The sequence below is a fragment of the Pantoea sp. NSTU24 genome (assembly GCF_050157905.1).
In the GTDB taxonomy this organism is placed as follows: domain Bacteria; phylum Pseudomonadota; class Gammaproteobacteria; order Enterobacterales; family Enterobacteriaceae; genus Pantoea.
Genome location: NZ_JBKIWZ010000001.1, coordinates 65,565 through 81,197, shown reverse-complemented (window position 1 = coordinate 81,197; position 15,633 = coordinate 65,565). Strand labels below are relative to the sequence as shown.

Below are 15,633 nucleotides of genomic sequence, written 5' to 3'. Positions count from 1 at the left end.
TTAATCAGTTAAATAAAATGGGCGGGTAAGGTAATACCCGCCAGGCATTCATTTCACTCTTCGGCTTAATTGTCCGCGACGGTATAAATTACGGCGAATGCGGGTTAAACCCGGTTTGGGTTTTCTGGGTTCATCCAGTGAAGCTAAAACTAATTCCAGCACACGCTCAGCCACATCCCGATGACGCTGCCCGACAGCCAGCACCGGACACTCAAGAAAATCGAGCAATTCGTGGTCACCAAAGGTAGCAATGGCCAGTTCGGTTGGCAGACGCCCGTCTCGTTTCAGCGTCACATCCATTACCCCCTGCAGCAAGCCAAAGGAGGTGGTAAACAGCGCCTCCGGCATCGGGTGATCGTCAAGATAACGTTCGAACAGTGCAGCGGCGGCTGTCCGCTCGAAACTGTTGCAGTAGATGTAGTCGATAGGACGGGGATCGCCTTTCCAGGCGTCGCGGAAGCCCATTTCGCGCAGGAAACTTACAGACAGCTCAGGTAACGCCCCCAAAAAGAGCACATTTTTGATATCCAGCTGACGCAATTCAGCCGCCAGTGTCTGTGCATCGTCCTGATCGGCCCCGACGACGCTGGTGAAGTGTTCACGATCCAGCGCCCGATCTAACGCAATGATCGGCAGCGAATGGTTAATCCAGCGCTGATAAAAAGGATGCTCTGGCGGTAACGAGGTCGAGACAATAATCGCATCAACCTGCCGCTGTAGCAGATGCTCAATGCAGCGCATCTCGTTATCAGGCTGATCTTCAGAGCAGGCAATCAGGAGCTGGTAACCGCGCTGACGCGCCTGGCGCTCAAGATAGTTTGCAATACGGGTGTAACTGGTGTTTTCCAGATCGGGAATGACTAATCCAATCGACCGCGTGCGCCCGGCGCGCAATCCGGCGGCCACCGCATTGGGGTGATAATTATGCTCACGTACCACCGCCATCACTTTCTCAACAGTTTTATCGCTGACACGATACTGCCGCGCCTTACCATTGATCACATAACTGGCCGTAGTGCGCGATACGCCTGCTAAACGCGCGATTTCATCCAGCTTCACGATAATCCCACCCTCAACTCCGCGTTGCGGCAAAATAGCCGCAGTTACGCTATGGATAACCTATGACTCTCATCTAACAGCAGAAAAGTGCGCGGAGCAACCGCTTTTCTGACGGTAATCCACCTGACGCATAAAAAATAAAAAAACCCGGCATTTCGCCGGGTTAGGTCAGGACAGATGATGACGCTGCGTGATTAACGCATAATGCGCTCGCCGCGAGAAACGCCTACAATTCCGGAGCGTGCGACCTCAACAATTTCGGCGACTTCACGCACGGAGTTCAGGAAGGCGTCCAGTTTATCGCTGGTGCCTGCCAGCTGAACCGTATACAGCGTCGGCGTCACGTCGATAATCTGGCCGCGGAAGATCTCGGCATTCCGCTTTACCTCCTCACGGCCATAACCGCTGGCCTGAATCTTCACCAGCATGATTTCGCGCTCAACGTAGGCGCCCTGCCCCAGTTCCGTAACGCGCAGGACATCGACCAGCTTGTGCAGCTGCTTCTCGATCTGCTCCAGCACCTTCTGATCGCCTACGGTCTGAATCGTCATCCGCGACAGGGTCGGATCATCGGTCGGTGCCACGGTCAGGCTTTCAATGTTGTAGCCGCGCTGCGAAAACAGGCCGACGACACGGGATAATGCGCCGGATTCATTCTCCAGCAGAACAGATAAAATACGACGCATAATTATGTCCTCTCCGTTTTGCTTAACCACATCTCATCCATGCTGCCACCGCGAATCTGCATCGGGTAGACGTGCTCGCTACCGTCAACGGTGACATCCACAAAGACCAGACGCCCCTTCGCCAGGGTCTCCAGCGCCAGCGTCAGCTTCTCTTCCAGCTCCGCCGGATGCTCAATGGCGATCCCGACGTGGCCGTAGGCTTCCGCCAGGCGGACGAAATCAGGCAGCGACTCCATATAAGACTGGGAGTGACGACCCGAGTAGATCATATCCTGCCACTGCTTCACCATGCCCAGCACCCGGTTATTCAGATTTAGGACCAGTACCGGCAGATCGTACTGCAACGCAGTCGACAGCTCCTGAATATTCATCTGGATACTGCCGTCGCCTGTCACGCAGATGACCGTCTCTTCCGGCAGCGCCATCTTCACGCCCAGCGCGGCAGGCAGGCCAAAGCCCATCGTGCCGAGACCGCCGGAGTTGATCCAGCGACGCGGTTTATCGAACGGATAATAGAGTGCAGCAAACATCTGGTGCTGGCCCACATCCGACGTTACATAGGCGTCGCCTTTGGTCAGGCGGCTGATGGTTTCAATCACGGCCTGCGGCTTGATTTTGTCGCTGGTGCGATCAAACTCCAGGCAGTGACGGCTGCGCCAGCCTTCAATCGCCTGCCACCAGTCGTGCAGGCTCTCGCTGCCCGCTGGGCTGTCGCTCTGCGCCTGTAATTCCAGCATCTGCTGCAGGACCTGTTTCGCATCGCCGACGATCGGAATATCGGCCGCTACCGTCTTGGAGATCGACGTCGGGTCAATGTCGATATGCATTATCGTGGCGTTAGGACAATATTTCGCCAGATTGTTGGTGGTGCGGTCATCAAAACGAACGCCGACGCCAAAAATCAGATCGGCGTTGTGCATCGTCATGTTGGCTTCGTATGTGCCGTGCATGCCCAGCATACCGACGCACTGATGATGGGTGCCCGGAAATGCCCCCAGTCCCATCAGCGAGGTTGTGACCGGCACGTTCAGGCTTTCAGCCAGCTGCAGCAGTTCCGCTTCACAGCCTGCGGTAATGGCGCCACCCCCGGCATAAATCACCGGTTTTTTTGCGGCCAGCAGGGTGGTCAGGGCACGTTTAATCTGCCCTTTATGCCCCTGAATGGTCGGGTTGTAAGAGCGCATGCTGACCGTATCCGGCCAGTGATAAGGCAGCTTGTTTGCCGGATTCAGAATATCTTTTGGCAGATCGATCACCACCGGACCTGGACGTCCGCTGGCGGCCAGCCAGAACGCCTTTTTCAGGACGCCAGGGATCTCTTCGGTGCTTTTCACCAGGAAGCTGTGCTTCACCACCGGGCGGGAGATGCCGACCATGTCACACTCCTGAAAGGCGTCATAGCCAATCAGAGACGAAGGAACCTGGCCCGACAGAATCACCAGCGGGATCGAATCCATGTAAGCGGTGGCGATACCGGTAATCGCATTGGTCGCGCCAGGGCCGGAAGTGACCAGCACCACACCCACTTCACCGGTTGCGCGCGCCAGGCCATCCGCCATGTGCACTGCACCCTGCTCGTGGCGCACCAGAATGTGATCGATACCGCCGACGGTCTGTAGCGCATCATAGATATCCAGCACTGCGCCACCGGGATAACCGAATACCTGCTTAACGCCCTGATCGATTAACGAACGGACGACCATTTCGGCTCCTGACAACATCTCCATCTTCTGCCTCCAGGCTGCAGAACCTGACGCTGCTGATATGCCCGCCGGGCATATCGCACCGCGCCGGTGCCTGCTTTGCCAATCTAAAACGTATGTTTATTCACGACAGCGACACAACGGTCGCGGTCCGGTTACAGAGAAATCTGCTGCGTTCATTGTTCTGAGAGTAGGTCGATTACCATAACCGCACTTAACCGGGCAGGCAAACCACAAACCCGCGTAAATTAAACGGCGGGGGCGTAAAGGCTCTGCCCGAAAAGAATGGGTTGCGCGGATTAAACTAATTTCGCCGCAGAACCGCAGCGGAAAATGCTGAGTAAGAAATTATTTTCAGCGTGATATAAGAAATAACGAAAACTTATTACGCCTGGCTTCAGCCCACAATCGTCTGACAATTTTCTTTTCTGGCGTAATTAACCACTAAATCAGTCAGACACATGCGATTATGCTAACCCCAGGGTGATAAATTCTGTGAGACCCAGGAGTCGGCGTACAATAAAACATTTAAATTTCAGTCATATAGGAAAGAATTACGGCCAGGCCGCACGGTGAACACGCTGGGGTCACTACTGTCGTCGCTATCGTGTTGTTTAATCCGCTGTCTGACCGTTAAATAACAGAATATCTTCCTTCAGCGCCGCAGAGAATAACCCTGCATTGATGGTTGACATCCCCCGGTGATTCCAGTACCAATATGTGCAGCACAAAATTTTATAAGGTTTGAATCCATGTTTCGTTTTGCTCGCCTTCTCGGTCTACTACTAAACGCACACAGCTTGCGCGGTAGACTTGTGGGCGGAATCAGACACTGATTCAAACCTGCTGAAAGTTAAAAACCCGCGCCTGTCGCGGGTTTTTTTATGCTCGTAGCCAGGCCAGAAAACGCATAAGGATGATTACGATGAGTCAGCAAGTCATTATTTTCGATACCACTCTGCGCGACGGTGAGCAGGCCTTACAGGCCAGCCTGAGTGTGAAAGAAAAGTTGCAGATCGCGTTAGCGCTGGAGCGCATGGGCGTGGATGTAATGGAAGTCGGTTTCCCGGTTTCCTCACCTGGCGACTTTGAATCCGTACAGACCATTGCGCGCACGATTAAAAACAGCCGGGTCTGCGGTCTGGCACGCTGCGTAGAGAAAGATATTGATGCCGCTTACGAATCCCTGCGCGTGGCCGAAGCTTTCCGCATTCATACCTTTATCGCCACCTCACCAATGCACATCGCGACCAAACTGCGCAGCACACTGCCTGAAGTCATTGAGCGTGCGGTGAAGATGGTAAAGCGAGCGCGTAACTACACCAGCGACGTGGAGTTTTCCTGCGAAGATGGCGGCCGTACCCCGATTGATGACCTGTGCCGCATGGTGGAAGCCACGATTAACGCTGGTGCCACCACCATTAACATTCCGGACACGGTCGGCTATACCCTGCCGGGCGAATATGCCCATATCATCAGCGAGCTGATGAACCGCGTGCCAAACATCGACAAAGCGATCATCTCTGTGCATACCCACGACGATCTGGGGATGGCGACCGGCAACGCCCTGGCGGCAGTGCAGGCTGGCGCGCGTCAGGTTGAGGGCACAATGAACGGCCTGGGTGAACGTGCCGGTAACTGTGCGCTGGAAGAGGTGATCATGGCGATTAAAACCCGCCAGCAGATCATGAATGTCCACACCAACATCCATCATCAGGAAATCTACCGTACCAGCCAGATGGTCAGCCAGATCTGCAATATGCCGATCCCGGCCAATAAAGCGGTGGTCGGTTCCAACGCCTTTGCTCACTCCTCCGGTATCCATCAGGATGGTGTGCTGAAAAATCGCGAAAACTACGAGATCCTGACGCCGGAGTCGATTGGCTTACACAAAATTCAGCTGAACCTGACGTCCCGTTCCGGTCGTGCGGCGGTAAAACATCGCATGGAAGAGATGGGCTATGCCGAGCAGGATTACAACCTGGATACCCTGTATGACGCCTTCCTGAAGCTGGCCGATAAAAAAGGCCAGGTCTTCGACTACGACCTGGAAGCGCTGGCTTTTATTAACAAACAGAACGAAGAACCGGAGCATTTCCAGCTGCGCGAATTCAACGTCCAGACCGGCTCCGGTATCACGGCTACCGCCTCCGTCCATCTGGGCTGCGGTGATGAGGCCAAATCCGATGCGGCAACCGGTAACGGTCCGGTGGATGCGGTCTATCAGGCGATTAACCGGATCACGCAGTTTGACGCCGAGCTGGTTGACTACAAACTGACCGCCAAAGGCCACGGCGAGAATGCCCTGGGCCAGGTCGATATCGTGGTCGCCTATAACGGCCGCAAGTTCCACGGCGTAGGTCTGGCGACCGATATCGTCGAATCCTCCGCCAAAGCGATGGTCAACGCCCTGAACAACATCTGGCGTGCCCGTCAGGTTGAACAAGAATTGCAGCGCAAATTTAAAGATCAGAAGGAAACCGTATAACCATGTCCAGCTCCTCTCATATCGCAGTTTTACCCGGTGACGGCATCGGCCCGGAAGTGATGGCGCAGGCGATGAAAGTACTGGAGGCTATCCGTCAGCGCTTTGATATGCAGATCACCACGCAGGAATATGCGGTCGGCGGCATCGCTATCGATCAGTATGGCGAACCTCTGCCACCCGCAACCGTGGCTGGCTGCGAGCAGGCCGATGCGATCCTGTTTGGCTCCGTTGGCGGCCCGAAATGGGAACACCTGCCGCCCGCCGCACAGCCGGAGCGCGGTGCCCTGCTGCCGCTGCGTAAGCACTTTAAGCTGTTCAGTAACCTGCGTCCGGCGGCGCTCTACAGCGGCCTGGAGGCATTCTGCCCGCTGCGCAGCGACATCGCCGCGAAGGGCTTCGATATTCTGTGCGTGCGTGAGCTGACGGGCGGCATCTACTTTGGTCAGCCGAAAGGACGCGAAGGCAACGGCCCGGAAGAGCGCGCCTTCGATACCGAGGTCTATCACCGGTTTGAGATCGAGCGCATCGCCCGCATCGCTTTCGAGTCCGCCCGCAAGCGTCGCAACAAGGTCACGTCGGTCGATAAAGCGAACGTGCTGCAGACCTCGGTCATGTGGCGCGAGATCGTCAACGAGGTGGCTAAAGATTACCCGGACGTGCAGCTGAGCCACATCTATATCGACAACGCCACCATGCAGCTGATCAAGGATCCTTCGCAGTTTGATGTGCTGCTCTGCTCCAACCTGTTTGGTGACATTCTCTCTGACGAATGCGCCATGATTACCGGCTCGATGGGAATGCTGCCTTCTGCCAGCCTGAACGAAGCGGGCTTTGGCCTGTTCGAACCGGCAGGTGGCTCTGCGCCGGACATCGCGGGTCAGAATATTGCTAACCCGATTGCTCAGATCCTGTCGCTGTCGCTGCTGCTGCGTTACAGCCTGAATGCCGATGCGGCTGCCGACAGTATCGAACGCGCCATCAGCCGTGCGCTGGAACAGGGCTACCGCACTAAAGATTTAGCCGGTGATGGCCCAGCGGTCAGCACAGATGAGATGGGCAGCATCATTGCCCGCTTTATCGCCGAGGAAAAATAAAACGATGAAAACCTTATACCAGAAGTTATTTGATGCACATGTCGTTCACGAAGCGCCAGATGAAACGCCGTTACTCTACATCGATCGCCACCTGATCCATGAAGTGACTTCGCCGCAGGCTTTCGATGGGTTGCGCGCGCATGGGCGTAAAGTCCGTCAGCCGGGCAAAACTTTTGCCACCATGGACCACAACGTCTCGACGCAGACTAAAGACATCAATGCCTCCGGCGAGATGGCGCGTATTCAGATGCAGGAGCTGATGAAGAACTGCGCGGAGTTTGGCGTCCAGCTGTATGATCTGAATCACCCTTTCCAGGGCATCGTCCACGTTATTGGCCCTGAGCAGGGCATGACGCTGCCAGGCATGACAATCGTCTGCGGCGATTCACACACAGCGACGCACGGGGCCTTCGGCTCGCTGGCCTTTGGTATCGGTACCTCTGAAGTTGAGCATGTGTTTGCCACCCAGACGCTGAAACAGGGTCGGGCTAAAACCATGAAGATCGAAGTGCTGGGCCAGGCTTCAACCGGCATTACCGCAAAAGATATTGTGCTGGCGATCATCGGCAAAACCGGCAGCGCAGGCGGCACCGGCTATGTGGTTGAATTCTGTGGTCCGGCAATCCAGGCGCTGAGCATGGAAGGCCGTATGACCCTGTGCAACATGGCGATCGAAATGGGCGCGAAAGCGGGCCTGGTCGCTCCGGATGAAACGACCTTCAGCTACCTGAAAGGTCGTCAGTTCTCGCCGCAGGGTGAGAAATGGGAACAGGCCGTAGAGTACTGGCGCACCCTGAAATCTGACGAGGGCGCGCAGTATGATGCGGTGGTCACGCTGCAGGCAGAAGAGATTGCGCCGCAGGTGACCTGGGGCACCAATCCGGGCCAGGTGATTGCGGTGGATCAGGCAATCCCGAATCCGGCCTCGTTTGCCGATCCGGTTGAGCGCGCCTCAGCGGAAAAAGCACTGGCTTACATGAACCTGCAGCCGGGCATCCGACTGACCGACGTCACGATTGATAAAGTGTTCATCGGCTCCTGCACCAATTCCCGTATTGAAGATCTGCGTGCCGCTGCCGCCATCGCAAAAGGCCGCAAAGTTGCGCCGGGCGTGATTGCGATGGTGGTGCCAGGTTCCGGTCCGGTGAAGGCGCAGGCTGAAGCGGAAGGTCTGGATAAAATCTTCCTGGAAGCGGGCTTTGAATGGCGTCTGCCGGGCTGCTCAATGTGCCTGGCGATGAACAATGACCGCCTGAACCCAGGCGAACGCTGTGCATCCACCAGCAACCGTAACTTTGAGGGCCGTCAGGGCCGTGGCGGCCGGACGCACCTGGTCAGCCCGGCGATGGCCGCGGCGGCTGCCGTGACCGGCCATTTTGCCGACATCCGTGAACTGACGACAGGAGCTTAAGTCATGGCGAAAAAATTTACTCAGCACACCGGCATTGTTGCGCCACTGGATGCCGCGAACGTGGATACCGACGCGATCATCCCTAAGCAGTTTTTGCAGAAGGTCACCCGCACCGGCTTTGGCCAGCACCTGTTTCATGACTGGCGCTTCGAAGATGATGCCGGTACGGTGCCGACGCCCGGCTTTGTGCTGAACAAGCCCGAATTCAAAGGCACCAGCATCCTGCTGGCGCGCGAGAACTTTGGCTGCGGCTCCTCACGCGAGCATGCGCCCTGGGCGCTGACCGACTTCGGTTTTCACGTCGTCATCGCGCCGAGCTTTGCGGATATTTTTTACGGCAACAGCTTCAACAACCAGCTGCTGCCAGTGAAATTAAATGAAGAGCAGGTGGATGAGCTGTTCAGACTGGTTGCGGCCCAGCCCGGCATCCGCTTCACCGTTGATCTGGAAGCACAGACGGTCACTGCGGGCGATAAAGTCTATCCGTTTGAGCTGGACGGCTTCCGCCGTCACTGCATGATCAACGGCCTTGACAGCATCGGCCTGACGTTGCAGCACGAAGCCGCGATTTCGCAGTATGAGCAGAATCAGCCCGCCTTCCTGCGCTGATTGCATTAAACAGGGGCGACACCCGGTCGCCCTTCTTCTTTATACGTCCCGCACCCGCGCCGACATCACCAGCGCCACCACCGCCAGCCCGAACGCAAGCCAGTAAACCGCCTCATGTCCCAGCCGCTCACTGAGCGTGCCCTGAATCACACCCGCCAGGATCATGCCGGTCGAGATGGCGTTGGTGAACAGCGTAGTCGCGGCACCTGGCCGTCCCGGCATCAGATCCTGGAACCACAACATCCCGATACCCGCAATAATTCCGACAAACACGGCGTTAAACAGCTGCAGCACCATCAGTGAGGCACGGGAGTTAAACAGCACCAGCCCCAGATAGAACAGCACGCCTGCCGCTACCGCAATGAGCATTAACCGCCGCTTGCCGATACGTCGTGCATAATGTCCGGCCAGCAGCATGACCGGAATCTCCAGCCCTGCCGCCGTGCCCATCAGCAGACCGGCCAGCTTCTCCGGCAGGCCCAGCGTGGTGCTGATATAGAGCGGCATATCAATGATATACATGGTATTGCAGGTCCACATTACTACGGAGGCGAGGAACAGCAGGCGCACATCCCGGTCGCGCCAGCCGCTTACTGGCAGCCCACCACTCTGCATCTGCGGCTGGCTGCGCGGCACCGACGGCAGGGTAAACCAGACCAGCAGGATGCAGAGCAGAAACAGCGCAGCGGCCACGATAAACAGCGTGACAAAGCCGTAGTTCAGCGCGAGGGCAAAGGAGAGCGGCGGGCCGATCACCCACGCCAGCGAGAGCTGCGCACGCATTACCGAACTGAACATCACCGCTTCGCGCGCCGACTGGTCGGCGTACTCGCGCGCCAGCGCAAACAACTGAGGCATGGAGACGCTGGCCAGCGCCGACAGCAGTACGCCCAGGGTGAGCAGCGTCAGATAGTGTCGGGTAAAGGCGAACAGCAGCGCATTGGCCAGCGCCATCAGGCAGCAGAAGAGAATGATATGACGCCGGTCGCCTACGCTGTCTGAGCGCTTTGCCACCAGCATACTCACCACGATCCCGGCCACCGCATTGATGGTAAAGAACAGGCCGACCCAGAAGGGGCGCGCCTGCACCTCGCGCGTCAGAAACAGGCTGAGGGTCGGTGCCTGCAATGCACCGGCCACGCCCAGCATGAAAGAGGCGACCATAAAAGCGAGGTAAACCGGATTGATGCGGCGCTGCCGCGTTAACAGCGATTTCATAGCGAAATCCCTTTCAGGACAAACGGGGGAAAAAAGAAGGGTAGACGATACCGTGCAACATGAAAAAAGCCAGCAGAGATCCTCTGCCGGCGGTGAAAATGCACCCTACTCAGAAAAGCACGTCGCTGAAGCGCGGCGTGAGGGTCGAACGCCATTCCCTGCGGAATGCCTCCCGCTCTTCCCATTGCACAAAGTTTGCTCTTAAAATAGGGCAGGAAAAACAGAGCGCTTTTCAGCGGGAGTTCCCCTTTTATGTCCTCATCACGTCTGAAACAGCAGTTCATCCGCCTGTGGCAGAGCTGTCAGGGGCAGACGCAGGCGATCACCCTCAGCGAACTGGCCGACAGGCTGCATTGCTCACGCCGCCACATGCGTAACCTGCTTAACCGGATGCAGGCTGCGGGCTGGCTAATCTGGCAGGCTGAGGCCGGTCGCGGCAAACGCTCGGTGCTCACCTTCTGCTACACCGGGCTGGCTTTACAGCAGCAGCGCGCCGAGGATCTGCTGGATCAGGATCGTATCGATCAACTGGTTCAGCTGGTCGGGGACAAGAATCAGGTGCGCCAGATGATCGGCGCGCATCTGGGCCGCAGCTTCCGCCAGGGCAAGCATATCCTGCGGGTGCTCTACTATCGGCCACTGCTCAACCTGCTGCCTGGCTCACCGCTGCGGCGCTCGGAAACCCATATTGCGCGCCAGATCTTCAATGGCCTGACGCGAATAAATGAGGAAAACGGGGAAGCCGAGCCGGACATTGCCCATCACTGGCAGCAGACCTCGCCGCTTCACTGGCGTTTCTTTCTGCGCCCGGCAATTCGTTTCCATCACGGCAGAGAGCTGGAGATGGAGGATGTGCTGGCCACGCTGGCGCGTCAGCGCCCGCACCCGCTCTTCGCCCATATTGCAGAGATCGCCTCGCCCGCTCCCTGGACGCTCGACATCCACTTAAGCCAGCCCGACGCGTGGCTGCCCTGGCTGCTCGGCAGCGTGAGTGCAATGATCCTGCCACGCGAATGGCCCACCCTGCCCGACTTTGCCCGCCAGCCGGTGGGCACCGGCCCCTACCGGGTGATCCGCAATCAGGCGAGTCAGCTGAAGATTGAAGCTTTTGATGACTACTTTGGTTTTCGCGCCCTGATTGATGATGTCTCTATCTGGGTGCTGCCCGACATCAGCGATGAGCTGGTCTACGCCGGTGTCCGTCTGCAGGGCGACAGGGGGAGCACTGATGAGGTTCAGGAAGAGAGCCGTCTGGAGGAAGGGTGCTACTACCTGCTGTTCGACCAGCGTTCCGCGCTGGGCCGTAATGCGGCGGTCCGGCGCTGGGTGAGCTATCTGTTTAACCCCATCGCCCTGCTCAACCACGCGGGCGTCGGGTATCAGCGCTACTGGTTCCCGGCCTACGGCCTGCTGCCGCGCTGGCATCACCGCCGCGACCTGAAGCCGGTCGAAAAACCGTCCGGCCTGACCCACCTGACGCTGACCTGGTACAGCCAGCACGTCGAGCATGAGGGTATCGCCAATGCACTGCGGCCGCTGCTGGCTCAGCATGGCGTGACACTGGTGACCCGCGAGATCGACTACGAAAGCTGGTATCAGGGCCAGGCGGAAAGTGACATCTGGCTCGGCAGCGTGAACTTCACCCTGCCACTGAACTATTCGCTGTTTGCACAGCTGTATGAGGTCCCGCTGCTGCACCACTGCCTGCCCATCGACTGGCATGGGGAAGCCGCGCGCTGGCGCGAAAAAACGCTGCCACTGGCCGAATGGAGCAAGCAGTTAGTCGAGGAAGCAGGTCTGCATCCGTTGTTTCACCACTGGCTGCTGCTGGAAGGCCAGCGCAGTATGCGTGGCGTCCGGATGAATACGCTGGGCTGGTTCGATTTTAAATCGGCCTGGTTCGCGCCACCGGCGCTGTAACGCTTTCGCCACGCCGCTGAAATGACTAGAATGTGGCGTTCTCAACGGGGTGCCGCCTGCCACCAGCAAGCAGCTGAGAGAGACCCGTCGAACCTGATTCGGTTAATACCGACGTAGGGATTTGAGAGGCCTCAGTGCTCAGATCCTTTGCGACTCATCCCCTATTCTCCTGAAGGAGCGCAAAGTGTTAAACAAAGTTCTGCCGGTCCTGTTGTTACTCTCCGCCCCCGTTCTGGCGGCTAAGCCGGTGCTCACGGTCTATACCTATGACTCTTTCTCGGCCGACTGGGGCCCTGGCCCGGCAGTAAAAAAAGCCTTTGAAGCCCGCTGCAACTGCGAACTGAAATTTGTCACGCTGGAAGATGGCGTCTCGCTGCTGAACCGCGTGCGGATGGAAGGTAAAAACAGCAAGGCGGATGTGGTGCTGGGACTGGACAACAATCTGGTCCAGGCGGCGCAGAAAACCGGCCTGTTCGCCAGAAGTCAGGTCGACACCGCCAGATTAACCCTGCCTGGTGGCTGGCATGACACGACCTTCATTCCCTTCGACTATGGCTACTTCGCTTTTGTCTATGACAAAACCCGGCTGAAAAACCCGCCGAAAAGCCTGAAAGAGCTGGTCGACAGCCCGCAGAAGTGGCGGGTTATCTACGAAGATCCCCGCACCAGCACACCGGGTTTAGGTCTGCTGCTCTGGATGCAGAAAGTCTATGGTGATCAGGCACCGCAGGCGTGGCAGAAGCTGGCGCAGAAAACCGTGACGGTGACTAAAGGCTGGAGTGAAGCCTATGGCCTGTTCCTGAAAGGGGAAAGCGATCTGGTGCTGAGCTACACCACGTCACCGGCTTATCACATTATCGAAGAGAAGAAAGAGAATTATGCGGCCGCCCCGTTTGCCGAAGGCCACTATCTGCAGGTCGAAGTCGCCGCGCAGTTAGCCAGCAGCAAACAGCCCGAGCTGGCGCAGCAGTTCATGACGTTTATGGTCTCCCCCGACTTCCAGCACACCATTCCAACCGGCAACTGGATGTACCCGGTGACCGCCACACCGCTGCCAGCCGGTTTTAACGCCCTGACGGTGCCCGCCACTGCGCTGCAGTTCTCGCCGGAAGAGGTCGCCAGCCAGCGCGCCAGCTGGATTAGCCAGTGGCAACGCGCAGTCAGTCGCTGATGCCGCGCTGGCTGCTACCCGGCTCATTCGCCACGCTGCTGTTAACCCTGGTGGCGTTTCTGGCCTTCGGCGCGCTCTGGCGCGCCGCACCGGAAACCGACCTGCGCAGCGTGCTGCAGGATGATTACCTGCGCCATGTCATCGCGTTCTCATTCGGTCAGGCACTGCTCTCTGCGCTGCTGTCACTGCTGCCCGCCCTGCCGCTGGCACGGGCGCTCTATCGTCGCCGCTTTCCGGGCCGTCAGCTGTTGCTGCGCCTGTGCGCCATGACCCTGGTGCTGCCGGTGCTGGTGGCGATATTTGGTCTGCTGACGGTTTACGGACGTACCGGCTGGCTGGCGCAGCTCTGCCAGTGGGCCGGGATTGGCTATCACTTCTCGCCTTATGGGCTGTCAGGCATTCTGCTGGCGCACGTCTTCTTTAACCTGCCGCTGGCGACGCGTCTGCTGCTGCAGGCGCTGGAGCAGATCCCGGCGGAGCAGCGTCAGCTGACGGCTCAGCTCGGCCTGCGCGGCTGGCATCAGTTTCGTCTGCTGGAGTGGCCGTGGCTGCGGCGTCAGCTGCTGCCTGCCGGGGCGCTGATTTTTATGCTCTGTTTTGCCAGCTTTGCCACCGTGCTGTCGCTGGGCGGCGGTCCGCAGGCGACCACCATCGAACTGGCCATCTTCCAGGCTCTGAGTTATGACTATGATCCCGGCCGCGCCGCCCTGCTGGCAATGATCCAGCTCGGCTGCTGCCTGACGCTGGTGCTGCTCAGTCAGCGCTTCAGCAAGGCGATTCCCGCCGGAAGCAGCCAGCTCAGCGGCTGGCGCGATCCGCAGGATTCGCGTGCGGCACAGCTGATTGATGCGCTGCTGATCCTGCTGGCGCTGCTCCTGCTGCTGCCCCCGCTGGCGGCGGTGGTCGTCGAGGGTCTGCACGGCGGCATACGGGGTGCGCTGGCGCAGCCAGCACTCTGGCAGGCGACCTTCACCTCGCTGCGAATCGCCACGGGCGCGGGGCTGCTCTGCGTGGTGCTGACGATGATGCTGCTGTGGAGCAGCCGCGAGCTGCGGCTGCGTCAGCGTCCGATGGCCGCACAGCTGATCGACACCAGCGGCATGCTGATCCTGGCGATGCCCGGCATTGTCCTCGCCACCGGCTTTTTCCTGCTGTTCAACACCACGATCGGCCTGCCCGACTCGGCAGAGGGGCTGGTGATCTTTACCAATGCGCTGATTGCCATTCCTTATGCCATGAAAGTGCTGGAAAACCCGATGCGGGATGTCGCGGAGCGTTATGGCAGACTCTGTGATTCGCTGGCTATCCACGGCTGGAACCGGCTGCGGCTGATTGAGCTGCGGGCGCTGAAGCGTCCGCTGGCGCAGGCGCTGGCCTTTGCCTGCGTCCTGTCGGTGGGCGATTTTGGCGTGGTGGCGCTATTTGGTAGTGCCGACTTCCACACGCTGCCGTTTTACCTTTATCAGCAGATAGGGGCCTATCGCGGCGCGGATGGTGCAGTCACTGCCCTGTTGCTGCTGCTGCTCTGCCTGTTGCTGTTCACGCTAATGGAAAAATTGCCAGGTCGCCATGCTGACTCTCGATAACCTTACCTACCTCTATCAGCATCTGCCGATGCGCTTCAGCCTTCATGCCGCACGCGGCGAGCGCATCGCCATTCTCGGCCCCAGCGGCGCGGGTAAAAGCACCCTGCTGAGCCTGATCGCCGGTTTCCTGTCGGTGAACCAGGGCTCCCTGATTATCGAGGGCCAGGATCATACGCACAGCGTCCCGGCCAGACGACCGGTGTCGATGCTGTTTCAGGAAAATAACCTCTTTCCGCACCTCAGCGTGCAGCAGAATATGGGGCTGGGGCTGCATCCGGGATTGAAGCTTACGGCACAGCAGCGTCAGGAACTGGTCACGCTGGCCGCGCAGGTGGGCCTGGGCGATCTGCTGACGCGTCTGCCAGGCGAACTGTCGGGCGGCCAGCGACAGCGGGTCGCGCTGGCCCGCTGCCTGCTGCGGAATCGGCCAGTGCTGCTGCTGGATGAGCCTTTCTCGGCGCTCGATCCGGCATTGCGTGGAGAGATGCTCCAGCTGGTGCGTTCGGTATGCGACGCGCGTGGCATCACCCTGCTGATGGTGTCGCACAGTCTGGAAGATGCACAGCAGATTGCCGCACGCAGCGTGGTGATCGTGGATGGCCGGGTTTACTGGGATGGCGAAACCCGACAGCTGCTGTCGGGCGAGACGCGGGAAGCCGATGTCCTCGGTATCCCGCGTCGTTAAGCC

The 15,633-nt window shown here is 58.4% G+C and carries 13 protein-coding genes and 1 riboswitch; of the genes, 9 read left to right on the top strand and 4 right to left on the bottom strand.

Features of this window, described 5'->3' with window-relative positions:
- Window positions 1–48: 48 nt before the first annotated feature.
- The 3 genes from cra to ilvI form a co-directional block, all read right to left on the bottom strand.
- A complete protein-coding gene (gene cra, locus ACLHDD_RS00325; protein ID WP_427102473.1) occupies window positions 49–1,059 on the bottom strand; it encodes a catabolite repressor/activator in 1,011 nt (336 codons plus the stop codon).
- 194 nt (window positions 1,060–1,253) lie between these two features.
- Window positions 1,254–1,745 carry an acetolactate synthase small subunit gene (gene ilvN / locus ACLHDD_RS00320; protein ID WP_427102472.1) on the bottom strand — a complete coding sequence of 164 codons (492 nt, stop codon included), beginning with the start codon at window positions 1,743–1,745 and terminating at the stop codon, window positions 1,254–1,256.
- A gap of 2 nt (window positions 1,746–1,747) precedes the next feature.
- Window positions 1,748–3,472 (bottom strand): acetolactate synthase 3 large subunit, encoded by a 1,725-nt coding sequence (gene ilvI, locus ACLHDD_RS00315; protein WP_427102471.1) that lies wholly within the window; start codon window positions 3,470–3,472, stop codon window positions 1,748–1,750.
- Between the two features lie 728 nt (window positions 3,473–4,200).
- Between ilvI and leuL the strand changes: the two genes are divergently transcribed.
- The 5 genes from leuL to leuD all read left to right on the top strand — a co-directional run bounded on the left by leuL (window position 4,201) and on the right by leuD (window position 9,050).
- The gene (gene leuL, locus ACLHDD_RS00310) at window positions 4,201–4,284 is read left to right on the top strand and encodes a leu operon leader peptide (protein ID WP_111139396.1); all 84 of its coding nucleotides are present in this window, start codon (window positions 4,201–4,203) and stop codon (window positions 4,282–4,284) included.
- Between the two features lie 89 nt (window positions 4,285–4,373).
- A complete protein-coding gene (gene leuA / locus ACLHDD_RS00305) occupies window positions 4,374–5,936 on the top strand; it encodes a 2-isopropylmalate synthase (RefSeq protein WP_427102470.1) in 1,563 nt (520 codons plus the stop codon).
- Between the two features lie 2 nt (window positions 5,937–5,938).
- Window positions 5,939–7,030, top strand: a complete 1,092-nt coding sequence (leuB, locus tag ACLHDD_RS00300; protein WP_427102469.1) for a 3-isopropylmalate dehydrogenase — start codon at window positions 5,939–5,941, stop codon at window positions 7,028–7,030.
- A 4-nt stretch (window positions 7,031–7,034) separates the two neighbouring features.
- Window positions 7,035–8,441, top strand: coding sequence for a 3-isopropylmalate dehydratase large subunit (gene leuC, locus ACLHDD_RS00295; RefSeq protein WP_427102468.1), 1,407 nt, complete (start codon window positions 7,035–7,037; stop codon window positions 8,439–8,441).
- Between the two features lie 3 nt (window positions 8,442–8,444).
- Window positions 8,445–9,050 (top strand): 3-isopropylmalate dehydratase small subunit, encoded by a 606-nt coding sequence (gene leuD / locus ACLHDD_RS00290; RefSeq protein WP_427102467.1) that lies wholly within the window; start codon window positions 8,445–8,447, stop codon window positions 9,048–9,050.
- Between the two features lie 39 nt (window positions 9,051–9,089).
- On the opposite strand, the gene ACLHDD_RS00285 is transcribed toward leuD, so the two are convergent.
- Complete coding sequence (locus tag ACLHDD_RS00285) at window positions 9,090–10,268, bottom strand: MFS transporter (protein ID WP_427102466.1); 1,179 nt, start codon at window positions 10,266–10,268, stop codon at window positions 9,090–9,092.
- A gap of 252 nt (window positions 10,269–10,520) precedes the next feature.
- Here ACLHDD_RS00285 and sgrR point away from each other — a divergent pair, with 252 nt between their 5' ends.
- The 4 genes from sgrR (at window position 10,521) to thiQ (ending at window position 15,630) form a co-directional block, all read left to right on the top strand.
- Complete coding sequence (gene sgrR, locus ACLHDD_RS00280; RefSeq protein WP_427102465.1) at window positions 10,521–12,188, top strand: HTH-type transcriptional regulator SgrR; 1,668 nt, start codon at window positions 10,521–10,523, stop codon at window positions 12,186–12,188.
- A gap of 35 nt (window positions 12,189–12,223) precedes the next feature.
- Window positions 12,224–12,326: riboswitch (TPP riboswitch) on the top strand.
- 46 nt (window positions 12,327–12,372) lie between these two features.
- A complete protein-coding gene (gene thiB, locus ACLHDD_RS00275) occupies window positions 12,373–13,359 on the top strand; it encodes a thiamine ABC transporter substrate binding subunit (protein WP_427102464.1) in 987 nt (328 codons plus the stop codon).
- Complete coding sequence (thiP, locus tag ACLHDD_RS00270; RefSeq protein ID WP_427102463.1) at window positions 13,335–14,945, top strand: thiamine/thiamine pyrophosphate ABC transporter permease ThiP; 1,611 nt, start codon at window positions 13,335–13,337, stop codon at window positions 14,943–14,945. Before thiB ends, thiP begins: the two co-directional genes overlap by 25 nt.
- Window positions 14,929–15,630, top strand: a complete 702-nt coding sequence (gene thiQ / locus ACLHDD_RS00265; RefSeq protein ID WP_427102462.1) for a thiamine ABC transporter ATP-binding protein ThiQ — start codon at window positions 14,929–14,931, stop codon at window positions 15,628–15,630. Before thiP ends, thiQ begins: the two co-directional genes overlap by 17 nt.
- Window positions 15,631–15,633: the final 3 nt, after the last annotated feature.